Source organism: Pseudomonas sp. JUb42, assembly GCF_024807945.1.
Taxonomy (GTDB): domain Bacteria; phylum Pseudomonadota; class Gammaproteobacteria; order Pseudomonadales; family Pseudomonadaceae; genus Aquipseudomonas.
In genome coordinates, this window is record NZ_JANUFD010000010.1 from 151,053 (window position 1) to 176,335 (window position 25,283).

Genomic DNA, 25,283 nt, shown 5'->3' on the forward strand with positions numbered 1-25,283 from the left:
TATGAAGATCCATCACCCCTATAATCACCAAAACACCAAGCCTTACAAAAACGCTAGCCAGCCACTCGTGGCATAACCACTTAAGAACATTTCCACGTCATGAAAAAACCCAGCACCCTTATCGCAGCATTTATACTCTCGCTTCCTATAGTGCTATTCACTGGATATTACGAGACGCGCTGGGGAGAGAAAGAGGACGACAGGATTGTTTTCTTTATCAAAAAAAAACCTACCCTACAATTTAGATTCGTCAACATTTTCGCTACGGAATCGGAAGACAGGGCTCTGCTTTTCAAGGTAAATAAAGAAGATCGCCGGTATGCGATCGACTACTGTAAATATCATCTAGGCATCGTAATCGAAATGAAAACCCAGGAAGAAATGGATACCTGCAAACGGGGTTATTACGCCACATTCAAAAAGAAGCCTATTACTTATATCAACCACGAGTCTTGGGATGTGGAGCCCGAATAATTCTCGAACAACCGTTAAAGCTAGCAGGTGGTGTTCAAACCTGCCCACAAAGGAGGTTTACCAAGTTATCACAGCGCCCGCGTTGCGTTCTTCGCGGGCAAGCCTCGCTCCAACGGCTAAAACCCACCTATTTCATTAGATTAATTATCGCACAAAACACCAACATTTCTATTATCTTAGCTAACCCTCACTATTTCAAATTCAGAAAGCCTCGAATCAGGCAGAATAATAAATTAATTATCGTCACTTTTTTAACTCCCAAAGTGCTTTTCGTAAGTCATTACGAAAAAATTAGACAGCGTGAAGCCAACCAAAATTGCAGGCGTATCCTGTCGTCAGAAAATTAAAATACCACCAACCATATCAACCACGAATCGTGGAATATAGAGGGCATTCGCCCAAACACGACATTTACGATAAACGTTACCTCCCCCTAAAAGCCATCTATCGCATAACACTTACCACATCCATCAACGTCACTCCCGCCAAAGAGATCAGTGTCACACCGCAAATTCCGTAGCTTATTCTTTCCCAGCGGCTGGATATTTTCTTTTGCAGCAGGTGCACCAGCCCGGCTATAGCAAAGCAGCAGATCACTGCGCTCAATACCCCGACACCAAAGAAGATCAGTTTATCGGAAAGGCTCGTCGTATAACCCGCGCCTTTCGGAATCAGACTTACAACTGTGTCCCATTCAACGATATGCATAGGATGACTTAAGGACAGCACCACCCCCACGATCAATCCACTACGCGCATTTCTTCCAACCTGGTTATGAGTCACCGGCGGACGCCAGGCGTCGCGCAGGCTCCCCACGCCCAACCAAGTCAGACATAATATCCAGCTCAGCGATAATAGCTTTACGTCCGGTTGCTCAAACACCCAGTCCGTCCCGGCTGGATTAATCACAGCCCAGATCACCAAGCCGAGCAACCACCCGATCTGCACGCAAAGCGCCGATATGAAACCTTGCTGTAATCCTAGGCGTAAAGTCTGAATAATCTGAGCGCCAGGGTACAGACTGAATATCACGCCCAATGCCATGGCGCCTAAAATAATATTTAGCATGCAGAGACTCTCTAAATTAATTATGAAACTCTGGATACCGGCTTTATATTATTACCACGAGGCAACCAGCAGCATCCTTTATGCGATACCCTGAATCACCCTACACCTTAAACCGGGCATATTTTTGGCCGCCAACGCACATTAGTATCTGAATGCACCTCTAGACAAGCGGATTAAACCGTCTCGGAAATATCACTCAACAAAAATAGAAATATCCTACAACTGTTATTACTAACTACATACATCACCGCATCTGCCCGGTAATCCACATCATCGTGCTTCGCGGGTAGGGTCTGAACGCTGGTCGCTCGCACTTCGCAAAGATGACCATTATTGATTCGAAATGGTACGAGGGGGCGGCCGACGCTTCACTCCTGCTGATTGCGCCGGACCAGCCGCTAACATCTTTACGAGCGCTTCGCACTTGATCGCCACGGTGCGGCGATCCGACAAGCCGGCTCCCACGAGTTCTGTATTTGCCGAGTGACAGCGCTGTGTCAGGACGCCTCCCAAAGGATGGCGCTACCGCCCCACCCGATACACCAAACTCTGCGCCTGCCCCGGCACATCATCCAAAGTCTCCACCAGCTGCATGCCGATCTTCTCCAGCACCTTGATCGAGGCCATATGGGCAGGCCTGACCACGGCGAAGACTTCTGGCACGGCCAGTTCAGCGAAGCCGTATTCCAGTGCCGCGCGGCTCAGTTCCGTGGCGTAGCCCTGGCCCCAGGCCGAGGCGGCGAAGCGGTAGCCGAGGTTGAGGCGTTCGGTGTCCAGGTACAGGCGTGCGTCGAGGCCGCCGAAGCCAATGATTTCGTCGGGGTTGGCGACAGTGGCGATGGTCCATTGACCGTAGCCCTTGTCGCGCCAGTGCTTGAGCCAGGTGTCCAGCAGCGCCTCGGCCTTGTGGATATCGGCAAGTGGTCCGGACGGGTTGAACTGGTTGGTGGCCGGGTCGCCGTAGATGGCGAACAGGCTGGCCAGATCGTCGAGCCGGGGTGGTCGCAGGATAAGACGGGACGTGGTGCGCTGCTGGGTCATGGCGTTGCTCAGTTCATTTTCATTGTGCTGTGGTCGTGCATGTCGCCGTGATCGTCGGTGGTCAGGGCGCGGGCAGTGGCATCGACTTTCATGGAAGTTTTCACGCCCTGGGCGTCTTCGACGATCAGGGTCAGGGGCACATGATCGCCCTCCTTCACCTGCGCCGTCAGGTCGATCAGCATGACGTGATAGCTATTGGTGTCGAACACTACCGGTTTGCCTGCGGGCAGCGCCACCGATTCGACTTCCTGCATGATCATCACGTCGTTTTTCATGCTCGACTGATGGATCTGCACGATCTTCGCCACCGGCGATTGCACGTTGAGCAGCTTGCTGTCGGCGCTGGCGGTGACGGTCATGAAGGCACCGCTGGACGCCTGCCCCGGCACGGTGGCGCGGACCCAGGCATTTTCGACCATTGTTTGTGCAGCAGCATGGCCAGCCAGGGTAATCAGGGACAGGCCAAGCAACAGGTTTTTCAGCAGGTTCATCAGCAGACCTCCATCAGGGTAAGCAAGTCTTCGGTGCATTCTTGGGCGGTGAGGGACGGCGACAGGCTCAGGCGCATCACGCCCTGGGTGTCGAAGATGAAACTGGTCGCCGTGTGGGACATGGTGTAGGTCGAACCGTTGGGGACTTTTTCATAGAACACGCCGAACTCCTTGGCGGTGGCGGCGGTTTCTTCGAGGGTGCCGTAGAGGCCGACAAAGGACGGATCGAAGGCCTTGACGTAGGCGTTGAGCATCTCGGGCTTGTCCCGCTCCGGGTCGACGGTGATGAAGATCACCTGCAGCTTGTCACCGTCGCGGCCCATGAGTTTCTTGATCTTTGCCGCACGCGCCAATGTCGTCGGGCACACGGCCGGGCATTGGGTAAAGCCGAAAAACACCATGGGCATCATGCCGCCGAAGCTCGACAGGGTACGGATGCGCCCCTGGGGATCCTTGAGCCGAAAGCTGCGTCCGGTGATCTTGTCGCTCATGTCCTTGCCGTACTTGAACGCCAGTTTGTTCGAATCATCACAGCCAGCCAGCAGGCCCAGGCTCAGTACACTCAGGCCACCGATAAGCTGGCGCCTGGTTAGAAGCGTATTCATTCGCTGTTTCCTCTATAGCGTGCGCGAAGGCAATCTTTGGGCAATTGTGGGAGCGAATTCATTCGCGAAAGCGGCATTCCATACAGCCACTATCCATCGGATGTACCGACTTCTTCGCGAATGATTCGCTCCCACAAAAAAACAAATTAATTCATGGGGTTATAGGTTTTTAAGGGCGCACTAAAAACTGAAATCCACCTTGGTCCACAAGGTCCGGCCCGGCTCGTTGAGGGCCTTGTCGCCGGGGAAGCCGAAGCCCGCATCCCCTGCCAGGTTCAGGTGCTCGGCGTAGTTCTGGCCGAACAGGTTATCGACCCCGGTACTGACCTTGAGCTGCTTGCTAAGCTTGTAGCTGCCATTGAGGGAGAACACGCCGAAACCGGCGCTGTTGCCAAAATCCTGGCCGACCACGTTGCCTTTGCCCACGGCCACGCGATCCTGTGCCGCCACCACGCGCCATAGCACTCCGGCGCTCCAGACGTCCTGCTCGTAGGTCAGGCCGAGCTTGCTTTCCAGCGGCGGCATTTGCGGCAGGGCCTGGCCATCGGAGGTGTTCTTGCCCCAGGCGTAGGCCAGGGTGGCGTCGGTTTTCCAGTTCGCCGTCAGGCGATAGGCAACCCCCAGTTCACCGCCCATGATCCGCGCGTCGACGTTCTGCGTACGGGTGCTGCTCATGCCCATCATGTCGCTGCTGTAGTCGAACAGGATGAAGTCACGCACCTGCCCGACATAACCCGAGGCCCAGGCCTGCAAGTCGTCGCCGTTGTATTGCGCGCCGAAATCCAGCTGGGTGGTTTTCTCCGGTTTCACCCCGTCGAAGGCATTGCGCGAACCGCTCGGCCCGCTGCCAGCAGAGAACAGCTCCCAGTAATCAGGGAAGCGCTGCACATGGCCGATACCGGCGTAGAGGGTGGTCGGCGAGTCGGCCAGATCGTATTCGTAGCGGGCAAAACCGCTGGGCAGCGTGTCGGCGCGGGTGTCGTCCGCAGTGGGGTTGGCGCGGCTCATGCTCATGCTCATGCCGCTGATCGATTGCCGATAATCCTTGGCCGAGGCCCGATCCAGACGTGCGCCGCTGACCACGCGGTTGCGCTCGGCGGCGTACCAGGTCATCTCGGCGAAGGCGCCGTAGTTGTGCTCGACGGCGTCCTTGTTCCAGGCAATCGCATTGGTGTCGGTGTAGACGTTGGTCATCATGTTGTAGCTGGAGTTGCGCGTGCGGTGCTCGCTGCGCAGGGCATCGACGCCGGTGACCAGCTCGACGTCCGCCCATTTCCAGGTTGCGGCCAGACGCCCGCCCATGGTCCGCCGGTCGACCTGGGAGGCCATGGGCATGGCCATGGAGCTGGTTGGATCCGGCGTGCGCAGGCGGAAGTTGTCCATGATGTGGTCGGCGTAGTTGTAGTAGACCTGGGCTTCGAGCTTGTCCAGCACGCCGCCGAGGTTGCGCTTCTCGAACTTCAGGCCGAGGCTTTCGCGCTCCAGTTGCGAGCTGTCCATACCGCGCCCGCCCAGGCGCGCCTCGCCGTTGCCCTTGCCTGCTGTCAGCTCGACCAGGGTGTCCGCGTCCGGCGTCCAGCCCAGGGCCACATCGCCGTTCCACTTGTCCCAGCGCGACGGCACGCTATGGCCGTGACCGTCCTTATAGTCGTCGGCCTCGGACTGATTGCCCACCGCCCGCAGATAACCTTGCGGACCGCCGACGGCGCCATCGAGAACCTTGTCGAAACGCCCGTTGGAGCCCACCAGTACGCTGCCGTTGAGGCGGCTGCCCAATTCACCGAAATGCTCCGGTCCGCGTTCGAACAGCACCGTACCCGCCGAGGCGCCCGGCCCCCACTGCACGGTTTGCGGGCCTTTGATCACAGTGAGTTTGTCGAAGGTTTCTGGGGCGATATAGGAACTGGGCGCATCCATCCGATACGGACAGGCGCCGAGCATCAGGCCGCCGTTGGTGCGCAGGTTCAGGCGCGAACCGAACATGCCACGCAGCACCGGGTCGCCGTTGGAGCCACCGCTGCGAATCGCCGAAAAGCCGGGGATGGTTTTGAGGTAGTCGGTGCCGTCACTGGCGGGTACTGGCTGCCGGGCTTCCTTAGGGTTGGTGACGATGGTCAGCGGCGAGCTTTGCTGCACCGCGGTGATCACCAAGGGTGACAGACCCAAGGGTTGCGGGGGATCGACGTCATCGGCCTGGGCCAACGCGGGTAGGGTCAACAGTAGACAAAAAGCCTGGCGCCAGCGCAGATGCGGCCGGGCAAGGGTGAACAGCGGCTCGTTATTGGTCGAGTTCATGGCAGGTATTCCGGAGCAAGTCAGGTGTCCGAGCGCAGGCATTCACCGACCGAAAATGACGCGCACAATGCGACGTCGACTCGGGGGCAGCCACGCTCAACAGAAATTGCAGGTGCAGACGACCGCTCAGGGAGCCTGGGGGACGAGTCCGGGGAAGGTGTGACGCGAAGGAATCCGGCAGAACCGGTAGACGGCAGGCAAGCGTGGCCGCGTGCGGCGAATCAGCCAGCCCAGGCCGATAAAGAACAGCAGCGAAAGGGCCAGGGTGCCGGCAAAGGCGCAGTCGGTCATGGACATTTTCATGATCAGGGCATGCTCGCCCATTTTCGCCATGTCCATGCCCGGCATGTTCATTTCAGGCATGGCCATCGTCGACCTATCCATGGCGGACATGTCCATGTCGTCGGCATCATGCTGATCGCCGCCATGCTGATCGCCGCAATCCATGGCCGGGTCGGCGGCAGAAAACGCCTTGAGCATCTGCCCGTGCCCCAGACTGCACGCGAGCCCGCTGAACAGGATGAAGCTGCACAGCATCCAGGCAATGAGGGATCGATGGGTTCGGGCGAAATTCATGGCACGGGAATTTAGCACTGTCGCGTCCGGCGAGACACTGCGAAATAGTTGCAGGGCCGGTGAATAATCCATCGAGTCCAGACCAACCCCTTGCCAGGCCGAGCTGCGCGCCAGGGTGCGACATAATCGCGCAGCTGATCCAGCCCGTTTGCCACTGCCTGGCGACGCCCGTGCTGGCGCAGCGATACAAGCACTCACCTGCAAAAAAGTAAAAAACAATTAGATTCATATAGTTACGTTTTTTCAGGCAACAACCGGGCAAGTCGCGGCGTCGGTCCTTGCTTCATCGCTGCCTGCGTCCAGGCTTACCCTTCATCTTTAGTTGCGGCACAACCAGTCCTTGCATCTCAAGACTGCCGTCATACGACCGATACTTATTAAAATTTTCTTCATCTTTGTTCTCCCGCTCGCATGGAATGCGCCTCACCCTCTGGAAAACCTATGTCCCTCAGATCCATGAACATCGCCCCCCGCGCATTCCTGGGCTTCTCCCTGATCGGCGCACTCATGCTGATCCTCGGTATCTTCGCCCTGTCGCAGATGAGCAAAATCCGCGACGCCGGTGATCAGGTCGCGAAAAACAGCGTGCCAAGCATCCAGAACCTGGACGCACTCACCGTGACCGGCATCCGCTTGCGCGTACTGTCCTATCGCCTGCTGACCAACCGTGATGCGGCGGTGCAGGACAACACCATCGGCCTGTTCGCCACCCGTAACAAGCAGATCAGTGACGCCCAGGCGGTGTATGAAAAACTCATCGCCTCGCCTGAAGAACAGGCAGCCTACGCCGACTATGTGCGGCTGTTGGGTGAATACCGGCAGATCGAGGCGCGCCTGATCAGCCTGAGCCGTGCTGGGAATGTTGATGAAATGACCAAGCTGCTCAATGGCGAGTCGGCAAGCAACTCTGACCAGATGAATACGGTGCTGGCCAGGCTGAACGAGATCAACGGCAAACAGTTAAAGACCACCAATGACAATGCCGCCGACCAGTATTCTTCGGCATTCAACCTGGTGGTGGGTTTGCTGATCATTGCCACGGTGCTGACCATGCTGTTCGCCTGGCTGCTGACCAACAGCATCACCCGGCCGATTGCCTCGGCCCTCGAAGCGGCCGAGACCATTGCCGAGGGCAACCTGACCCGTCCGATCAAGGTCGATGGCCGTGATGAAGCCGGTCGCCTGTTGCTGGCGATGGAGAAGATGCAGGAGAAACTGCGCGATACCTTGATGCGCATTTCCGGCTCGGCGACGCAGCTGGCGTCGGCAGCCGAAGAGCTCAATGCGGTCACCGAAGAGGGTGCACGCGGCATGGCTCGACAGAACGACGAAATCGAACAGGCGGCCACCGCCGTCAACGAAATGACCAGTGCCGTGGAAGAAGTGGCGCGCAATGCCGTAAGCACCTCCGAAGCCTCGAAGCACGCCACCACCTCGGCAGGCGACGGCCGTGATCTGGTTCAGGAAACCGTCACCGCCATCGAACGCATGAGCGCGGATGTGCAGAGCACGGCCAACCTGGTCGGCAATCTGGCGGACGAATCGCGGGATATCGGCAAGGTGCTGGATGTGATTCGCGGCCTGGCCGATCAGACCAACCTGCTCGCGCTCAACGCGGCCATCGAAGCGGCACGCGCCGGTGAAGCCGGTCGCGGTTTCGCCGTTGTGGCTGATGAAGTGCGGGCCCTGGCCCATCGTACCCAGCAGTCCACCAGCGAAATCGAACGCATGATCGGCAGCATCCAGGGCGGCACCGAGCAGGCCGTCAACTCGATGCGCAACAGCACCGAACGCGCCGAGTCGACCCTGAGCATCGCCAAGGGTGCAGGCCTGGCGCTGGACACCATCAACACCGCTATCGTCGAAATCAATGAACGCAACCTGGTCATCGCCAGCGCCGCCGAAGAGCAGGCGCAAGTCGCCCGCGAAGTGGATCGCAACCTGGTCAACATCCGCGATCTGTCCGTGCAATCGTCCGACGGCGCGTCCCAGACCAGCGCTGCCAGCAGCGAGCTGACGCGCCTGGCGGTTGACCTCAACGGCATGGTTTCGCGCTTCAGTCTGTAAGCGGCATCGATTGACGCCATCTGCCAACGATGGTCAGATGCGCGCCAGTTTCAGGTGTCCCCTGCCGCCGAGCATGGGATTAAACGGGAAGCCGGTGAGTCACTTGCGTGACAAGTCCGGCGCTGCCCCCGCAACGGTAAGCGAGCGAAGCATTCAATTACGTCACTGTGCCAAGGCATGGGAAGGCGAATGCTTCATGACCCTCGCGAGCCCGGAGACCGGCCTGCAAACTCGTTTGGCAACCCCGCGGTGGGCGGGCGCAGGCCGGTTTTCGCGGGCGTTTGCGCCTGCGTTTCCTCTGCTCGTGCGTTATTCCCCCGGGATTCATCTTTCCTCTGACGTAGTTGGAATAGCATGTCCCGCAATTCTCTTGTGCAACTCTCGCTGATCCCCTGCCTGACCCTCAGTGCCTCAACTCTGGCCGCCGACATGACCCTGCCCGCCACGGCCATCAGCGAGGTCATCGCCAGTGATGCGACGCATCTGGACAGCCCACGCCCGGCCGGCTCGCGACTGAACCTCACGGCCCTGGAAAATCCCTCCAGTGTCAGCAGCATCAGCAGCGAGGAAATCCTCGGGCGCAACAACCTGACGGTGCAGGATGCGGTCACCCGCTCCCCCGGCATTACCAGCATCGCTGCGCCCGGCAACGGCAACACCGCGCTGTCCGCCCGGGGCTTCACCGGGCACACCTCGGTGATGACCCTGTTCGACGGGTCGCGCCTGTATACCGGCATGGGCACGCAGACCTTCCCCACCGATCCGTGGATGGTCGAGCGCATCGACGTAATTCGCGGCCCGGCCTCGGTACTGTATGGCGAAGGCGCGACCGGTGCGGTGATCAATGTGGTGCCGAAGAAACCTTTCGAAGGTGAGATCCGCAACCACCTGCGCCTGGGTTACGGCTCCGACGACCGCCAGCAACTGGGCCTGGACAGCGGCGGCTCGCTGACCGACACCCTGAGCTATCGCCTGAGCCTCAACCAGCAGCAGAGCAATGGCTGGGTTGATCGCGGCGAGTCGAAAGACCTCGGCCTCAGCGCCGCCGTGCGCTGGCAGGCCAATGACGATCTGAGCTTCACCTTCTCCCACGATCAGGGCCAAAGCCAGCCGACCAGCTACTACGGCACCCCCCTGATTGACGGCCACTACCGCGACAGCCTGCACGACAAGAACTACAACCTCCACAACGCCGTGCAGCGCTACGACGACCAATGGACCCGGCTCAATACCGACTGGAACATCAGCGATTCGGTCAGCGCCAGCAACCAGCTCTACTACATCAAGGCCCGCCGCTACTGGCGCAACGCCGAGACCTACAGCTGGAGCAACAGCCAGCAACAACTGCTGCGCAGCGACTACCTGGCGATCAAGCACAACGAAGAGCAGATCGGCGACCGTCAGACCTTCACCTTCAATCACCAGGTATTGGGCCTCGACAGCCGCACCGTGGTCGGCGCCGAGTACAACAGGATCCGCTTCCACCTCAATAACAACTCGCCATACAACGATATCGGCGGCGACTACATTGACCCGTGGAACCCGACTCCCGGCTACTTCGACAGTCAGTCGGCCTATCGCGGCCTGAGCGACAGCACGACCCGCACCTTCGCCCTGTTCGCGGAGAACCGTCTGCAACTGTCCGAGCGCTGGTCCCTGGTCACCGGCGTGCGCCGCGACCATAACCATATCGAGCGCGATGATCTGCGCGCCAATACCCGCTCTGATCAAAGTCTGGATGGCGGCAATTGGCGCGTCGGCCTGGTGTTTGCCGTGACCGGGCAGCTGTCGTTGTACGGCCAGTACAGCACCAGTGAAGATGGCGTCAGCAACCTGATCACCCTCAATCCGACCCAGCAGCAGATGGACCTGACCGAATCGAAACAGACCGAGTTCGGCCTCAAGCAGCAATTCTGGGATGGCCGTGGCGAATGGACCCTGGCGGCCTATCACATCGTCAAGAAAAAGCTGCTGACCACCGACCCGGTCACGCGCCTGGCAGAGCAGGTCGGCCAGCAATCTTCCGACGGTCTGGAAGCGTCGCTGGAACTGGCCCTCGCCCATGACTGGCAACTGTCCGCCAACGCCTCGGTGGTGCGCGCCGAGTACGACAGTTTCAACGAAAGCGTCAATGGCCAAACGGTCTCGCGCAAAGGCAATCGCCCGACGGATGTGCCACGGCGCACCGCCAACCTGTGGCTGAGCAATGCCATTACCGAAAAGGTCGAAGCTGGCATGGGTCTGCGCTACGTCGACGCCCGCTACGCCAACACCGCCAACACCACTCAAGTGCCCGGCTACACCGTGCTCGACGCCAACCTCGGCTGGCAGGCCATCGACGACCTGCGCCTGGGCCTGCAACTGAACAACCTGCTCGACCGCCGCTACGTGGTCACCCAGCAGAACAACGGCGATCAATGGTTGATGGGGCAACCACGGTCGTTTTTCGTGACGGCGGATTACAGTTTCTGACGGCAAAGAGCCTGTTGAATGGGAACACGCGCCCTCGGCGAAACAATCACCGAGGGCGTTCTCAGCATGAACATTCAGGCAGCCTGGGCTATATGAAACGCCACAAGTGAGCCACCCTCGCACAGTTCAATGGTTCTTATAGCAGCCCTCCTCGCACAACGGCAAAAGTTACAACTTGTTACAAGTAGAAACGATTCTTAACAAACCGATATTGTTACATTATAACAATACAATTATCGGTAGCTCTCTCGATGTCATCTCTGCAATTTGGCCGTCTGGCCGCCATCACCCTGGGTATTCTCGCGCAGCCTGCGATGGCCAATGACCCGGTGGAACTGGAAACCATCAACGTCACCTCCGACTACGATTCCGAATCCGCCAACGGCCCGGTCAAAGGCTACCGGGCCACACGATCGGCCAGTGCAACCAAGACCGACAGCGCCATCAGCGATATCCCGCAGTCCATCAGCGTCATCCCGCAGAGCGTGCTCAAGGATCTGGGCAGTACCAGCGTCGAGCGCGCGCTGGAATATGCCGGTGGCGTTTCCCGGCAGAACAATTTCGGTGGCCTGACCCTCTACGAATACAGCATCCGCGGCTTCACCACGTCAGAGTTCTACAAGGACGGTTTTAGCGCCAACCGTGGCTACCCGAGCACACCGGACGTGGCCAATATCGAACGCATTGAAGTGCTCAAGGGCCCTGCGGCCAGCCTGTATGGCCGTGGCGACCCTGGCGGCACGGTGAATATCGTCAGCAAGAAACCCCAAGAGCAGGCCTTCGCCACGCTACAGACCAGTGCGGGCAGCTGGGACCGTTATCGCACCGCGCTGGATGTGAACGCGCCGCTGGATGACGATAAGCGCCTGCTGTCCCGACTCAATGTCGCGGTCGAGGATAATCACAGCTTCCGCGACCACGTCGATGCGCAGCGCCTCTTCGTAGCGCCGTCCTTCAGCTGGCAGCTCAACCCCGATACGCGCCTGTCGGTGGAAGCCGAAGTCATGCGTCACAGCTCGACCTTCGACCGCGGCATCGTTGCGCCAAACAATCACTGGAGCGGGGTTTCGCGCTCGACCTTCCTCGGCGAGCCCAACGACGGCAATATCGACAACGACAACAACCTGCTCCAGGTCGCCCTCGAACACGCCCTCGATGACAACTGGTCACTGCGCCTGGCCAGCCACTACACCGATGGCAAGCTGTCCGGCTTTGCCTCCGAAAGCCGCCCGCTGGCCGCCGATGGCCATACCGTCCCCCGCCGCTACCGTGAACGGGACAACAATTGGCACGACAGCATTACCCAACTGGAGCTGCGCGGGCATTTTGACCTCGGCGGCTTGCAGCATGAATTGCTGGTTGGCAGTGAATACGAGAACTACCGCAAGAACGAGCGCGTCACCACCATCGCTGGCAGCACCTACGCCATCGACCTGTACGACCCGATCTACGGCCAGGCCAAGCCCAACGGCAAGCGCTCGGGCACCGACTTCTTCGAGCATATCGAAAGCCAGGCTCTCAACCTGCAGGACCAGATTGTCTTCAGCGAGCGTCTGCGCGGAGTTATCGGCATGCGTTACGAGCATTTCGATCAGCAGGTCGAAGACTTCACCACCGACAAGCGCAGCCGCCAGCGCCAGGACGCCGTGACCCAGCGCGCCGGGCTGCTCTACCAACTGACGCCGGAACTGGGGGTGTTCGCCAACGTTTCCACCTCGTTCAAGCCCAATACCGGCCTGGATGCCAGCGGCAAGACCTTCGACCCGGAAGAAGGCCTGGGCTACGAAAGCGGCATCAAGGCCGAGCTGCTGGAGCATCGTCTGAGTGCCACGGTGGCGGCGTTCCATATCGAGAAGAAAAACGTCCTGGCCCTGGACCCCGCCACCGACAGCAACCGCGCCATGGGCAAGGCCCGCAGCCAGGGCCTGGACATGCAGATAAGCGGGCAGCTCAGCGACGCCGTGCGGCTGATCGGCGCCTACGCCTATATCGATGCAGAGGTGACCAAGGGCGATGCAACCATCCCGGCCGGCAGCCCCATCCTCGGCGTCGCCAGACATAGCGGCAGCCTGTTGAGCGTCTATCAGTTCCAGAACGGCAGCCTGCGCGGTTCGGACCTGGGCGCTGCCCTGACTTATGTCGGCGACCGCTCCGGCGAGGCTGGCGGCAGCTTCGAGCTACCGGCCTATCACACGGTGGATCTGCTGGCCCACTACAAGGCCAGCGAAAGCGTCACCGTAGGGCTGAACCTGAACAACCTGTTAGACGCGAAATATTACGAGCGCTCCTACAGCAATTACTGGGTAACACCCGGTGATCCACGCAATTTCACCGTCAGCCTGACCCTTAGCCTCTGAATTGGAACGAGCCCCTGTAGGAGCGAGGCTTGCCCGCGAAGGCCGGACGCGGTGTGCCTGACATCCCGCGTCGCCTGATTCCCGGGCAAGCCTCGCGCCAAAGGATCGCCGCCGAGGCGACTCATATGACGTACCTGTTCTCTCTGCGAATCAACCAAGGACCACCATGAAAAACCTTACCGCCACCCTGCTCGCCACCAGCCTGCTCAGTCTGACGATAAGCAGCGCCAGCGCCCACGGCCTGTGGACTGAACAACGCCGTGGCAATGTCGAAGTGATCTATGGCGAAGGTGCCGCCGACGATGCCTACAGGCCGGAGAAAGTCAGCCGCGCCTGGGCCTATGACATGGCCGGGGAAATGATCCCGGTCACCGTCGAGCGCCTGACTGATCACGCCCGTCTGGTGCCGCTCTCGCCGCCTGCGTTGATGGCTGTAGCGCTGGACAACGGCATGTGGTCCCAGACCGCCGACAAGAAATGGACCAATCTTGGCCGCAGCAAAGTGCCCGGCGCCGTGACCGCGATCCAGACCTACAAATACAGCCTGGCCCTCTATGAGCCCGGCGCCAGATTACCCGCACTGGATGGCCTGAAAATGGTCATCGTACCCCTGGCCGATCCTCTGCGCGTCGGCGTCGGCAAGGCCCTGCCGGTCAAGGTGCTGGTGGATGGCAAACCGGCTGCGGACATCAAGCTGTACGGCGACTTCCGCGCCAATCCGGACCATGTCAGCGCCCAGACCAACGCCGAAGGTCGCGCCGAAATCATCGTCGGCAACGAAGGCTTGAACGTCATCGCCGCCCAGACCGTGCTGCCGGTCAGCGGCAACCCGGATATCAGCGAACGCGGGCTGTTCACCTCCCTGACCTTCGTCGGTGCCGAGCACAAACACTGATCGACACGGACACTAACTGGAAGACGGCACGCCCGCAGTTTCGACGTGCCGTGCTTCACCGGGCAACGTCAGCGTCAGCGCGACAAGCATCACCGCCACCACACCAATCACCCCATAGACCCCGGCAAAGCTGCCACTGTGGCTGGCCAGCAGGCCAGCGCCATAGTTGCCGAGCATGCCGCCCGTGCCCTGCATCACATTGGCGATGGCGAAAATGGCCACAGCCATGGAAGCTGAACTGGCCAGCTTGGACACATAAGCCGGAATCAGGCCGAAGATCGGATAGAACGCCAGCGAGAACAACACCCCCGCCACCAATGGCCAGTAACCCGTTGGCTGGAACACGAAGATCAGCGCCGCCAGCAGCACACTGAGGAAGACCAGCACCATGGTCGTACGCAGGCCGATGCGATCCGAAAGCATGCCCACCGCCAGCCCGGAGAACATGCCGACAAAGCCTATGGCCGCCCAGATTTGAGCGGTGTAGGACACGTCGAAGCCCAGCTCGCTGCGCAGGTAGGACGACAGGTAGTTCTGAAACGCAAAGGTGGAAAAACCCATAAGAAAATTCATGGCCCAGACAATCAGCACCCAGGGCTTGATCCACGCCAGTGAACCGGAGCGCTTGAGGGATGCCGGGGCAACGGCCGCAGGTGCAGGCTCAGTCACCGCCTTGCTGAACAACCCGCTGCGTTTGAACGTCCACAGCACCATGATGCTCATGATCACCGTCAGCAGACCGACCCACCACCAGACCATCCGCCATTCGCCCTGGGGTGCATAAACAGGCACCAGCAGGCTGTTGACGAACACGCCATAACTGGTGCCGCTGGAAACCAGGCCCATGGCCATGCCTCGATAGCGCCAGCTCACCACCTTCGAGACCACATCGACCATGGGCACGAAGATGGTCGCCGCGCTGGCCGCCAACAAAGTCAGCAGTGCCCCGATCAGCAGGATATTGTCAGTCAGTGGAATCAACATCAGCGCAACGGCGCAGACCACTCCCGAGACAAAGATCACTCGACCGCCGCCAATTCGCGGCGTCAGCCATGCCGCCAGCAACGCCGCGGCCAGATAGCCGCACTGCCCCGACGCCGTAATCGCACCGACCCAGGACAGGTCAAAGCCCAGGCTGGCGCGCATGTCCGGGACCAGTTGGGCAAACAGGTAGATACCAAAACCAAAGGTGGCACCGACCAGCCCCGTCAACAACACCACGATTGCAGCATTCATGCGCATCACAGCCTACTTTGCAGGTATTTGTCTTTAGCGGGAAGCGCTGTGGATCAGCTCACTGGCCAACTGCCGGGCCACGTCGAAAACGCCGTCATCGTTTTCCAGTGCGCCGGTCAGAAAGGCGCCTTCGAGCAGCAGGAACAGGCGCTGAGCAACGAGTTGGGGATCGTTCAGCCCTGCCGCCGTAGCCAGGTTCAACAAATGCGCCCTGACACTCTGTTTGTGGCGGGCCACGGCCTGGCGCACCGGATGATCGCGCTCGGGAAACTCGGCGGCGCAATTGACATAGGCACAGCCCCGGGCATTGCCCTTGAGGAGCCACTCGCGGTACAGATCGAACAGGCCCAGCAGTTTTTCCGCAGGCCCGGCAATGTTATCGAGGCTGACATCCACCGCCGCGTTCCAGGCTTCGTTGCGTTGATCGAGATAGACGACGATCAGCTCGTCCTTGGAAGCGAAGTGCGCATAGAGCGTCATTTTCGACACCCCGGCGTGCTCGGCGACGGCGGCAATGCCGGTGGCATGAATACCGTCGCGCAGAAACAGCTCGGCAGCGGCATTGACCAGGCGTTGGTTGTTATCGGCAGATTTGCTGTTCATTCGGCTTCACCTCTGGGCAGAGCTATACTGACCGGTAAACCTAATAACAGCATAAAAACGCCCTCTGTGCACCTCCTGCGACATTCTTCCGATGAGCGTCATTTTCGAACGCGGTCCCGTCGGAGCGCTTCCCACAGGATCACCACCCACTTCTCCTCATGCGCGGCGAAGAATGTGAAAATTTTGTAATTTATCGATAACAATTCCCAATTACTTCCTGATAGCATTCGCGCCTTGAGAATCAATCTCACTGCCATGGAGGCAAATTCCTACAGTCCCGATAGGTATCGCGTACATGATCCTCCGCTTCCCTTCCCACCCAACGCTGCTGGCACTGTGCTGCTCAGTAAGTTTCACCGCCTATGCTGCCGATCAGGCCATTGAACTGGGCGCCACGCCGATCAATGCCGATGCGCTCAAGCAGTCCAGCAACGAACTGCCTGAGGCCTATGCCGGTGGCCAGGTCGCTCGCGGCGGGCAAATGGGGGTTCTGGGCAATCAGGACAATATGGATGTGCCGTTCACCATGACCAGCTACACCTCGAAACTGATCGAGGACCAGCAGGCAGAAAATATCGGTGACGTGCTGCTCAACGACCCGTCCGTGCGCCAGTCCATGGGCTTCGGTAACCAGTCCCAGGTCTTCGTCATCCGCGGTCTGCCTCTGAGCGGCGATGATATTTCCTTCAACGGCCTGTATGGCGTACTGCCGCGGCAGATCATGTCCACCGACGCTGTCGAGCGCGTCGAAGTATTCAAGGGCCCCAACGCCTTTATCAACGGTGCCAGCCCCACCGGCACCGGCCTGGGCGGCAACGTCAACCTGCAACCCAAGCGCGCCACCGACACACCGATCCGCCGCTACACCCAGGACATCAGCACCGATGGCCGTATCGGCGAACACTTGGATCTGGGCCAGCGCTTCGGTGAGGACAACCGCTTCGGCGCGCGTGTCAACCTGAGCCAGCGCGAAGGTGAAACTGCGATCAACGATGAAGACCAGCGCACCAAGCTGTTCGTTGCAGGGCTCGACTACCGCGGCGACAATTTCCGCCTGTCCACCGACTTCGGCTACCAGAAGCAGCGCATCAATCATCTACGTAACAGCGTGCAGATCGGCAGCGGCCTGACCAGCATTCCTCATGCTCCGGATGCCGATCATAACTATGGTCAGGACTGGACCCATGCCGAAACCGAAGACACCTTCGGTATGGCCCGCGGCGAATGGGACCTCAACGACAGCTGGACCGCCTACCTGGCCGGCGGCGCCAAGCACACCCGGGAAACCGGCGTCTACGGCACCCCGACCCTGACCAACGCCGCCACCGGCGCCGCCACCATCGGTGGCTCGATGATTCCGCACAACGAAGACAACACCACGGTCATGGCCGGCCTCAACGGCAAGCTGCAGACCGGCCCGGTCAGCCATCAGATCAATATCGGGGCGGCGAGCATCTGGACCCAGCAGGAGAACGCCTACACCTTCTTCAGTACCAGAGCGACCAATATCTACAACACACCGAGCCTGGCCAAACCCACCACCGTGACCTTGACCGGCGGTGATTTGGGTGATCCGGGCGTGACCGGCAAGACCCGCAACCGCAGCCTGGCCATCTCCGACACCGTCGGCCTGTTCGACGACAGCCTGCTGCTGACCTACGGCCTGCGCCGCCAGCAACTGCGCGTGGAAAACTACACTTACGAAGGCACTACCTCCGGCGGCAAGGCCTACGGCAGCAACGACGGCAGCCGCAGTGCACTGTATGACGAAGCCATCACCACGCCGGTGTATGGCATCGTCTACAAGCCAGTGCAGTACGTTTCCCTGTATGCCAACCGCATTGAAGGTCTGGCCCAGGGGGCGACCGCCTCTGGTACCGCGCTCAACGCAGGCCAGTCCTTCCCGCCAGGCCGCACCAAGCAGCTGGAAGCGGGTATCAAGCTGGACATGAGCTCATTCGGCGCCAATCTCGCGGTATTCCGCATCGAGAAGCCGACTGATGGCTACCTGGACGCCAACACCCAGCTGTTTCTGCGCGATGGTGAGCAGGTCAACCGTGGCGTGGAGTTGAGCGTGTTCGGCGAACCGGTACAAGGCTTGCGCCTGATGGCAGGCGGTACGCGCATGACCTCGGAGCTGAAGAACACTCAAGGCGGCCTCAACGACGGCAACCATGCCGTTGGCGTACCAACCTTCCTGATGAACGCCAGCGTCGATTGGGATGTACCAGGCTTGCAAGGTGTGGCGCTGAACGCGCGGATGCTGCGCACCGGCGGGCAGTACGCGGATCAGGCCAACAACCTGAGCCTGCCGACCTGGAACCGCTTCGATGCCGGCGCGCGCTACACCTTCAAGGTCGAGCAGAAGGACGTGACCCTGCGCGCCAACGTCGAAAACATCGCCAACAAGAACTACTGGGAATCAGCCAACGGCGGCTACCTGACTCAGGGCGATCCGCGTCTGGTCAAGTTCTCCGGGACTATCGATTTCTGATTCACCCGCCGCACAAAAAAGCCCCGCCAGGTCATGCCTGAGCGGGGCTTTGTTTCTCCACAAGCATTGCCCATCAAACCCTGAAACGGGTCACCACCTCATTCAACTCCACAGCCAGGCGCGACAGCTCTTCGCTGGAAACGCTGATCTGCTGGGCCCCCGAGGACGACTGCATGGACAGATCACGGATATTGACGATATTGCGATCCACCTCCCGGGCTACCTGCGCCTGCTGCTCGGCGGCACTGGCGATGACCAGATTGCGCTCGGAAATCTGATTGATCGAATGGGTGATATCGCTCAGCGACGCCCCTGCCCCCTTGGCCAATTGCAGGGTTGAATCGGCGTGTTCGCGGCTGACCAGCATCGACTCCAGGGCCTGCGTCGAGCCGTCACGCATGGCATTGACCATGCTGTCGATCTCCAGAGTCGATTGCTGGGTTCGGTGAGCCAAGGCACGGACTTCATCGGCCACCACGGCGAAGCCGCGTCCGGACTCACCCGCCCGGGCGGCCTCGATCGCAGCATTCAGCGCCAGCAGGTTGGTCTGCTCGGCGATCGAACGAATGACGTTAAGCACCTTGCCGATATCCTGGGAGCGATCGGCGAGGTTCTGCACCTGTGTCGCCGTCCTGGTCACCGTGCCGCTCAAGCGCTCGATGGCCTGCACCGTGTCCATGACCTTCGCCTGGCCAATTCGCGCCGAATCGTTGGACTGAGTGGAAGCTTCGGCCGTCGATACCGCATTGCGCGCCACTTCTTCGACCGCCGAAGTCATCTCGTTGACGGCAGTCGCCGCCTGTTCGATCTCGGCATTTTGTTGATGCAGATCGCGGTTGCTGTTCTGGGTGACCGAATTCAGCTCAGTGGCCGCCGAGGCCAGTTGCGTGGCCGAACTGCCGATCTGCCGCAGGGTGCCGCGCAGGTTGTTCTGCATCTGCTCCAGGGCCTGGAACAAGCGGGTCACCTCGTCTTTGCCGACAATGCCGATGGTCTGGGTCAAATCCCCTGCGGCCACAAACTCAGCGGCAATCACTGCCTCTCTCAACGGCCCGGTAATGCTGCGGGTGAGCAGCCAGGCCATGATAATCGTGCTCAGCGCCGCCGCTATTACCACGATCAACACAACGCTGTGTGAGCGGCTGTATTGCGCCTGAGCCTGCACGCCTTCTTCGTCGATTTTCCGGGCGTAAAAATCACACAGTTCATTGATCTGTTTGCCGGACTCATCAACGACCTGTTTCATGTCGACCAGCAACAGCCGGGCCAGGGCCTTCGAGTCGCCTCGCTGCGCCAGGTCGAACGCCTGCACGATCAACTGCTGATAATTGGCCAGGGAGGCCCTGAACTGATCCGTCAACTGCCGCTCTTGCGGGGTATTGGGAAAGCCGGCGAAGGTTTCCAGTCTTTTCGCCAAATCCTGATTACGCACATCCATCTGCCGGTGATACTCGCTCATCTGCGCCGGGTCCAGGTCGAGCGCCATGCGCAGCGAGATTGTCCGGGTACGCAGCAGCGAGTCGCGGATATCGTTGACCAGGCGCATGCTCGGCATCCAACGGCTTTCAACCGTCACCTCGCTCTGCCGGATGGCCGACATCTGCAGCAAGGCGAACCAACCCAGCAACGCGACCAACAGGGAAATCAAGGCAAAGCCAACACCCGCGCGGCGGGCGATGGACACATTTCGAAGAAACATGGTCGTGTGCTCGTTAGATAGAGAAAGCGTGGCTAAGCGAGGTAGCGGTTGATCAGACCAGCTTGAGTTTGCGGCTGGCCACCAGCAGAGCGGTAATACTCAGGGCGGCGGCGCCGATCAGGTAAAAGCTGGGCGCCAGTTGCGAGCCGGTCAGCGCGATCAGACCTGTAGCGATGACCGGGGCAAAACCGCCGAAAATGGTGACCGACAGGTTGTAGCTCAGGGACATGCCAGTGACCCGGGTCTGGATCGGAAAGACATCCGCCATCAACGCAGCCAAGGGTGCGAAGTAGACCGCCTTGATCAGCGCCATCATCGACACCACCAACAGCAACGAGGTGGCGCTGGGCACTTTATTGAGCCAGAAGAACGCCGGAAAGATCGCCAGGATGTAGATGATCGACGCCCAGAGCATGATCTTGATGCGGCTGACATAACCGGTGATATAGCCCACCACCGGCGTGACCAGAGTCAGGATCAGGCCGCCAGTCAAAGTCGCCAGAAAGCCCGAGGACTGAGGAATATTCAGGGTGGTCGAAGCGTAGGACGGCATGTACTTGATCATGAAGTTCGACGCCGTCGACACGATCAATACACCCATGGCCACCAGCAGCAGGGTTTTCTGCGAAACCAGCACTTCGCGCAACGGCCGAGAGCCGGGCTCGCTTTCCTTGAAGGCCGGCGATTCGTCCACGGTGTTACGGATATACAGCCCGACCGGCCCGAGAATCAGGCCGAAGAAGAACGGTACGCGCCAGCCCCAATCGAGCATCTGCTGGTCGTTGAGGCCTGTGGTGAGGAAATAGCCGAACAATGACGCGATGACCACGCCAAAACCCTGGCTGGCGAACTGCAGACTGGCGACAAAATTGCGGGTCTTTTGCGGTGCATGCTCCATCATGAAGGCCGTCGAACTGCCGAACTCCCCCCCGGCCGAGAAGCCCTGCAGCAGACGCGCCAGCAAGATGCCGATGGGCGCGACAATACCGATGGCGGCGTAGCCCGGCATGATCGCGATCATCGCAGTCCCGGCCAGCATCAACATGATCGACAGCGTCAGCGCTTTCTTGCGGCCCTGGCGGTCCGCATAGGAGCCCAGCACCGCAGCCCCCAGCGGGCGAATCAGAAAGGAAATGCCGAACGTGGCGAACGCCATGAACAGCGATACGGCGGGGTCCGAAGCAGGAAAGAACACCTTGCTGATGGTCAGCGCAAAGTACGCGTAGACCGACAGGTCAAACCACTCAAGGGTGTTGCCGATCAGGGCGGCAAAAACCGCTTTCCAGATGGACTTGCCTTGTTCGGCTGCGGGGGTAGCGGTTGAAGATAATGCTGACATGCCAGGCGCTCCTGATGTTGTAAGTGTGTGAGCGGCAGATACAAATAGGTCTGTGCAGACCCTTACTTATTATTGTTTTTGCGGCAGTCGACGCTGCCCAGGTCCCAGAACAGCGCTGTCATGATTTCCAGACCCTCGAGGATGACGGGTTCGAGCATGTGTTCGTCCGGCGCATGTTGCGAGCAACCGGGATAGGAATGCGGAATCCACAGGGTGGGCAGCCCCAGCACATCGGCAAAAATGTCGTTGGGCAAGGTGCCGGCCAGGTTGGGCAAGATGGCAATCTTGCGCGGCGTGGTCCGGCCGATGGAGTCTTTGGCGAAACGTACCCAAGGGTTATCGGGGTCCAGTCGGGTGGCCGGAGTGCAGCGATCAATCTTGATCTCCACCTGTTGAAAACCTTCGGCATCCAGGTGCTGGCGCAGGATGCTTTCGAGATGCTGCCAGTCGGTGCCCACCACAAAGCGCAGTTGGCAATGAGCGAGCGCTGACGGCGGAATGGCGTTCACCGGTTTGGCCGGGTTGCCTGCGGTAAAGGTCAGGATTTCAACGGTGTTCCAGGCAAACAAGCGCTCGCCAAGGGTGAGGCCGGGTTCGCCCCAGTGCTCGTCAAGGCTTCGCCCCAATGAATGCCGGTCGATCCCCAGATCCTTGACTGCTTCGCGCACCGGCCCGGGAATGGATGAGGGAACCAGCCCACGGCAACGGATACGACCGTGCTGATCAACCAGGCTGGCCAGGGCGTTGCTCAGAACCACGGCGGGATTGACCATGACGCCGCCCCAGTTGCCCGAATGCAGCCCCTTGTCCCGCGCCCGCACCTCAAGGGAGAACAACGCTGAACCCCGGGAGCCGAGAAATATCGTCGGCCGACTGTCGTTCAGGCGCGGGCCATCGGAGGCAATGAATACATCGGCGGCCAGCAACTCCCGGTGCTCGGTGCAGACCTCGCGCAATCCGGGCGAACCACGCTCTTCACCGGTTTCGAAGAGCACCTTGACGTTGAAGCCCAGACGCCCTTCCCGAGCCTTGATCACCTGTTCCAGGGCCGCCAGATTGATACTGTGCTGGCCTTTGTTATCGGCGGTGCCGCGCCCGTACCAACGCTCCCCTTCCCGGGTCAGGGTCCAGGGGCTGAGCCCTTGTTGCCACTGCTCGTCATAGCCAAGTACCACATCGCCATGCCCGTAAGTCAGCAGCGTGGGCAAATCATCACCTTCGTGCCGTGAAGCAAACAGCAAAGGCCCCGCCCCATTCGGGTTTTCCAGCGCCCGGCACGCAAAGCCCATCCGTATCAGCACTGGCTCAATTTCTTCGTGGAGATAACGCGCCAATTCGGGTGCCTGATCCGGGTCCTGGCTTTCGCTGCGAATGGCGACACGACGCCGCAGATCATCTTCAAAATGGCCGTCGGACAGATACTGGCGAACATTGGCGAGTGCAAGTTGCTTGGACATTGCAGTTCCGGGTGGAGGAAGTTCAGGCCAATATAAAAGCAAGGTCATCGAACTGTATATTGCTGTTTTTTGACGGATGACTTCTAATTATTAGAAGCCAAAAAATCAGGAACTCCGCCGTGGATTATCGTTACTTTCTCGCCGTGATCGATGCCGGTTCCCTGGCTGGCGCGGGCGAACGCCTGCATATCGCGCCCAGCGCCGTGAGCCGGCAGATTACCTTGCTGGAAGAAAGTATCGGCGTGCCCTTGTTCGAGCGACGACCACGGGGCATGGAGCCCACTGCCGCCGGAAATACCCTGGCCGACCATGCCCGGCGCGCTTCGCTGGAAGAACAGAACCTGCTGGCGGATCTGCGTGAAGGGGATTATCCAGGGGCCAAAGTCATTCGACTTGTGTCGACCGAAGGGTTGTCGCGCTATTTTCTGCCCTCGGTGTTGATTCAGCACTCCCTGCAGCATCCCGGCTTCCAGTACGCTCTCGAAGTCATGTCACCCCACGAATGCGCCGAAAAAATCAGGCGTGGCGATGCCGACGTCGGTCTGACCTTCAGTACCGAACCCAGCGAGGGCGTCGAGGTGCTTCACTCGGGCCGCTCCGCTATCCGCGCCGTCATGCGCGCGACCCATCCCCTGGCACAGCAGAAACACTTATCGCTGCGCTCGCTGTTGCCCTTTCCCCTGGCCCTGACGCCCAAGGGCACGACCCAGCGGCAGTTGTTTGATCTGGTCTGCCAGATGGAAGCGCTGAGCTTCAATCACGTCATGACCTGCAACTACTCCGGCGCCATCCACGAGTTTGTCCGCCACTCCGATACGATCGCCTTCGGCGGCGCCATCAGCCAGCGGGCCAAGGGCGAAGATGGCCTGGTCTCCGTTGCGTTATCCAACCCGCAATTCGCCGATCGCGCCATTCAGGTACTGGTGATGCCCAAGCGCTCGCTACCGGGGTCGTTGCAGGTGTTTATCGGGGCGTTGATCGAACATCTGGAAGGTCTTGCTAGGGCGCACTGAACAGAGGATTTGCCGTAAGAGCGGCTTTAGCCGCGAGCGCGCCCTCCCGGCTAAAGCCGGTCCTACGGTGCTGTGTTGCTGCGCGCCAGCGCGGTGCGCAACCCCCTTATGAAGCGCTCTTTTCACTGATCAGGTCATAAAGCTGCTGCGCCGCCGCTGACAACACCCGCCCCCGCCGCCGAATCAACCCCACCGTGCGGCTGACCACCGGATCCACCAGGGGCACGCTGACCAACAGGGGATGATCATCGTCCGGCATGGCCAGGCGCGGAACCGCGGCAATGCCCACTCCGGCCTCGACCAGGCTGACCACGCTCATGACATGTCGAACTTCGCAAAACGCTCGCGGCAAATCCGGGCTGTCGGCCAGGGCCAGGTCCAGCAGGAAACGGTTGCCGCTGGCCTTGGCCACGCTCATGTAATCGTACTGCCCCAACTCGCTCCAGCTGACGTGCGCACGGCCCGCCAGTGCATGATCACGGCGACAGGCCACCACGAACGCCTCTTTCAGCACCGGCTGAAACTCGATATTGGCCTCCTGCACGCCAATGTAGTTCAGGCCGAAATCAGCCTCGCTGCGCACCACACTGGACAGCACCTCGCTGGCGCCCTCATCCATCACCCGGATGAGGATGCGCGGGTATTTCTCATGGAATGCCCGCAGCACCTGGGGCAGGAAATAGCGCACCACCGACGGCACGCAGGCCACCGTGACTTCGCCATTCATGCGCCCCGCTACCTCGCCCAGGCCCAGCAGTGACTCGTCCAGGCTATTGAGGATATCCCGAGCCTTGCGCGCGAAATCCCGACCAAACGCCGTCAGGTCGACCCGCCGCGTGGTGCGTTCGAGCAGGCGCACGCCGAGTTTGGCTTCCAGCTTGGAAATGCGTCGTGACAGGGCCGGTTGCGACAGATGCAAATCATGAGCGGCGGCGCTGAAGGTGCCCAGTTCGGCGACGGCGACAAAGGCGCGCAAGTCGCTCATTTCCAGATTCATGTTCGGCATGCATAGATCCATAAGATTATTGCAATTCACATGCTAGCACCGTGACGCCATGATTGGCCCGTGCTGCCCTGCAAGCACGTGCAACCAGACAATCA

At 59.9% G+C, this 25,283-nt stretch carries 18 protein-coding genes, 3 pseudogenes and 1 riboswitch; of the genes and pseudogenes, 8 read left to right on the forward strand and 13 right to left on the reverse strand.

What is annotated here, in order from left to right; genetic code table 11:
- Positions 1–99: 99 nt before the first annotated feature.
- Entirely contained in the window at positions 100–474 is a 375-nt protein-coding gene (locus M2401_RS20535; RefSeq protein WP_259105556.1) for a hypothetical protein, read from the forward strand.
- 444 nt (positions 475–918) lie between these two features.
- Here M2401_RS20535 and M2401_RS20540 read toward each other — a convergent pair whose 3' ends face one another.
- The 6 genes from M2401_RS20540 to M2401_RS20565 form a co-directional block, all read right to left on the reverse strand.
- Complete coding sequence (locus M2401_RS20540; protein WP_259105557.1) at positions 919–1,542, reverse strand: LysE family translocator; 624 nt, start codon at positions 1,540–1,542, stop codon at positions 919–921.
- Positions 1,543–2,064: 522 nt separating this feature from the next.
- Positions 2,065–2,583 (reverse strand): GNAT family N-acetyltransferase, encoded by a 519-nt coding sequence (locus tag M2401_RS20545; protein WP_259105558.1) that lies wholly within the window; start codon positions 2,581–2,583, stop codon positions 2,065–2,067.
- 8 nt (positions 2,584–2,591) lie between these two features.
- On the reverse strand, positions 2,592–3,074 hold the full coding sequence (locus M2401_RS20550; protein ID WP_259105559.1) for a copper chaperone PCu(A)C: 483 nt from the start codon (positions 3,072–3,074) through the stop codon (positions 2,592–2,594).
- Complete coding sequence (locus M2401_RS20555; protein WP_259105560.1) at positions 3,074–3,679, reverse strand: SCO family protein; 606 nt, start codon at positions 3,677–3,679, stop codon at positions 3,074–3,076. Before M2401_RS20555 ends, M2401_RS20550 begins: the two co-directional genes overlap by 1 nt.
- Positions 3,680–3,859: 180 nt before the next feature.
- The gene (locus M2401_RS20560; RefSeq protein WP_259105561.1) at positions 3,860–5,974 is read right to left on the reverse strand and encodes a TonB-dependent copper receptor; all 2,115 of its coding nucleotides are present in this window, start codon (positions 5,972–5,974) and stop codon (positions 3,860–3,862) included.
- A 126-nt stretch (positions 5,975–6,100) separates the two neighbouring features.
- Positions 6,101–6,622: a DUF2946 domain-containing protein gene (locus M2401_RS20565; protein WP_259105562.1), complete on the reverse strand. Its 522-nt coding sequence runs from the start codon at positions 6,620–6,622 to the stop codon at positions 6,101–6,103.
- Between the two features lie 435 nt (positions 6,623–7,057).
- Between M2401_RS20565 and M2401_RS34650 the strand changes: the two are divergent.
- The 5 genes and pseudogenes from M2401_RS34650 to M2401_RS20585 all read left to right on the forward strand — a co-directional run.
- A pseudogene (locus M2401_RS34650) lies at positions 7,058–7,762 on the forward strand (MCP four helix bundle domain-containing protein); the annotation flags it as partial.
- A 255-nt stretch (positions 7,763–8,017) separates the two neighbouring features.
- Positions 8,018–8,617 (forward strand): annotated as a pseudogene (locus M2401_RS34655) (methyl-accepting chemotaxis protein); the annotation flags it as partial.
- Between the two features lie 35 nt (positions 8,618–8,652).
- A riboswitch (cobalamin riboswitch) is annotated at positions 8,653–8,859 on the forward strand.
- 112 nt (positions 8,860–8,971) lie between these two features.
- On the forward strand, positions 8,972–11,089 hold the full coding sequence (locus M2401_RS20575) for a TonB-dependent siderophore receptor (protein WP_259105564.1): 2,118 nt from the start codon (positions 8,972–8,974) through the stop codon (positions 11,087–11,089).
- Between the two features lie 251 nt (positions 11,090–11,340).
- On the forward strand, positions 11,341–13,446 hold the full coding sequence (locus tag M2401_RS20580) for a TonB-dependent siderophore receptor (RefSeq protein WP_259105565.1): 2,106 nt from the start codon (positions 11,341–11,343) through the stop codon (positions 13,444–13,446).
- A gap of 166 nt (positions 13,447–13,612) precedes the next feature.
- Entirely contained in the window at positions 13,613–14,341 is a 729-nt protein-coding gene (locus M2401_RS20585; RefSeq protein ID WP_259105566.1) for a DUF4198 domain-containing protein, read from the forward strand.
- A 12-nt stretch (positions 14,342–14,353) separates the two neighbouring features.
- Here the strand turns inward: M2401_RS20585 and M2401_RS20590 are convergent, their stop codons facing one another.
- Positions 14,354–15,577, reverse strand: a complete 1,224-nt coding sequence (locus tag M2401_RS20590) for a nitrate/nitrite transporter (protein ID WP_259105567.1) — start codon at positions 15,575–15,577, stop codon at positions 14,354–14,356.
- Between the two features lie 33 nt (positions 15,578–15,610).
- Positions 15,611–16,180, reverse strand: coding sequence for a TetR/AcrR family transcriptional regulator (locus M2401_RS20595; RefSeq protein ID WP_259105568.1), 570 nt, complete (start codon positions 16,178–16,180; stop codon positions 15,611–15,613).
- Positions 16,181–16,475: 295 nt separating this feature from the next.
- Between M2401_RS20595 and M2401_RS20600 the strand changes: the two genes are divergently transcribed.
- Complete coding sequence (locus M2401_RS20600; protein WP_259105569.1) at positions 16,476–18,674, forward strand: TonB-dependent siderophore receptor; 2,199 nt, start codon at positions 16,476–16,478, stop codon at positions 18,672–18,674.
- 73 nt (positions 18,675–18,747) lie between these two features.
- Here M2401_RS20600 and M2401_RS34660 read toward each other — a convergent pair whose 3' ends face one another.
- The 4 genes and pseudogenes from M2401_RS34660 to M2401_RS20615 all read right to left on the reverse strand — a co-directional run bounded on the left by M2401_RS34660 (position 18,748) and on the right by M2401_RS20615 (position 23,169).
- Complete coding sequence (locus M2401_RS34660; RefSeq protein WP_409033961.1) at positions 18,748–19,611, reverse strand: methyl-accepting chemotaxis protein; 864 nt, start codon at positions 19,609–19,611, stop codon at positions 18,748–18,750.
- Positions 19,606–20,373: pseudogene (locus M2401_RS34665) on the reverse strand (MCP four helix bundle domain-containing protein); the annotation flags it as partial. The pseudogene M2401_RS34665 and the gene M2401_RS34660, both read right to left, overlap by 6 nt.
- Positions 20,374–20,425: 52 nt before the next feature.
- The gene (locus M2401_RS20610; protein ID WP_259105572.1) at positions 20,426–21,712 is read right to left on the reverse strand and encodes an MFS transporter; all 1,287 of its coding nucleotides are present in this window, start codon (positions 21,710–21,712) and stop codon (positions 20,426–20,428) included.
- A 62-nt stretch (positions 21,713–21,774) separates the two neighbouring features.
- Positions 21,775–23,169 (reverse strand): M20 family metallopeptidase, encoded by a 1,395-nt coding sequence (locus tag M2401_RS20615; protein WP_259105574.1) that lies wholly within the window; start codon positions 23,167–23,169, stop codon positions 21,775–21,777.
- Between the two features lie 119 nt (positions 23,170–23,288).
- Between M2401_RS20615 and M2401_RS20620 the strand changes: the two genes are divergently transcribed.
- On the forward strand, positions 23,289–24,182 hold the full coding sequence (locus tag M2401_RS20620; RefSeq protein ID WP_259105576.1) for a LysR family transcriptional regulator: 894 nt from the start codon (positions 23,289–23,291) through the stop codon (positions 24,180–24,182).
- A gap of 106 nt (positions 24,183–24,288) precedes the next feature.
- On the opposite strand, the gene M2401_RS20625 is transcribed toward M2401_RS20620, so the two are convergent.
- A complete protein-coding gene (locus M2401_RS20625) occupies positions 24,289–25,188 on the reverse strand; it encodes a LysR family transcriptional regulator (protein ID WP_259105578.1) in 900 nt (299 codons plus the stop codon).
- Positions 25,189–25,283: the final 95 nt, after the last annotated feature.

Excerpts from the sequence above, each read along its gene's own strand:
- M2401_RS20535 (WP_259105556.1), top strand. The coding sequence starts at position 100 with ATGAAAAAACCCAGCACCCTTATCGCAGCATTTATACTCTCGCTTCCT.
- M2401_RS20540 (WP_259105557.1), bottom strand. The coding sequence starts at position 1,542 with ATGCTAAATATTATTTTAGGCGCCATGGCATTGGGCGTGATATTCAGT.
- M2401_RS20545 (WP_259105558.1), bottom strand. The coding sequence starts at position 2,583 with ATGACCCAGCAGCGCACCACGTCCCGTCTTATCCTGCGACCACCCCGG.
- M2401_RS20550 (WP_259105559.1), bottom strand. The coding sequence starts at position 3,074 with ATGAACCTGCTGAAAAACCTGTTGCTTGGCCTGTCCCTGATTACCCTG.
- M2401_RS20555 (WP_259105560.1), bottom strand. The coding sequence starts at position 3,679 with ATGAATACGCTTCTAACCAGGCGCCAGCTTATCGGTGGCCTGAGTGTA.
- M2401_RS20560 (WP_259105561.1), bottom strand. The coding sequence starts at position 5,974 with ATGAACTCGACCAATAACGAGCCGCTGTTCACCCTTGCCCGGCCGCAT.
- M2401_RS20565 (WP_259105562.1), bottom strand. The coding sequence starts at position 6,622 with ATGGATTATTCACCGGCCCTGCAACTATTTCGCAGTGTCTCGCCGGAC.
- M2401_RS20575 (WP_259105564.1), top strand. The coding sequence starts at position 8,972 with ATGTCCCGCAATTCTCTTGTGCAACTCTCGCTGATCCCCTGCCTGACC.
- M2401_RS20580 (WP_259105565.1), top strand. The coding sequence starts at position 11,341 with ATGTCATCTCTGCAATTTGGCCGTCTGGCCGCCATCACCCTGGGTATT.
- M2401_RS20585 (WP_259105566.1), top strand. The coding sequence starts at position 13,613 with ATGAAAAACCTTACCGCCACCCTGCTCGCCACCAGCCTGCTCAGTCTG.
- M2401_RS20590 (WP_259105567.1), bottom strand. The coding sequence starts at position 15,577 with ATGAATGCTGCAATCGTGGTGTTGTTGACGGGGCTGGTCGGTGCCACC.
- M2401_RS20595 (WP_259105568.1), bottom strand. The coding sequence starts at position 16,180 with ATGAACAGCAAATCTGCCGATAACAACCAACGCCTGGTCAATGCCGCT.
- M2401_RS20600 (WP_259105569.1), top strand. The coding sequence starts at position 16,476 with ATGATCCTCCGCTTCCCTTCCCACCCAACGCTGCTGGCACTGTGCTGC.
- M2401_RS34660 (WP_409033961.1), bottom strand. The coding sequence starts at position 19,611 with ATGCAGAACAACCTGCGCGGCACCCTGCGGCAGATCGGCAGTTCGGCC.
- M2401_RS20610 (WP_259105572.1), bottom strand. The coding sequence starts at position 21,712 with ATGTCAGCATTATCTTCAACCGCTACCCCCGCAGCCGAACAAGGCAAG.
- M2401_RS20615 (WP_259105574.1), bottom strand. The coding sequence starts at position 23,169 with ATGTCCAAGCAACTTGCACTCGCCAATGTTCGCCAGTATCTGTCCGAC.
- M2401_RS20625 (WP_259105578.1), bottom strand. The coding sequence starts at position 25,188 with ATGCCGAACATGAATCTGGAAATGAGCGACTTGCGCGCCTTTGTCGCC.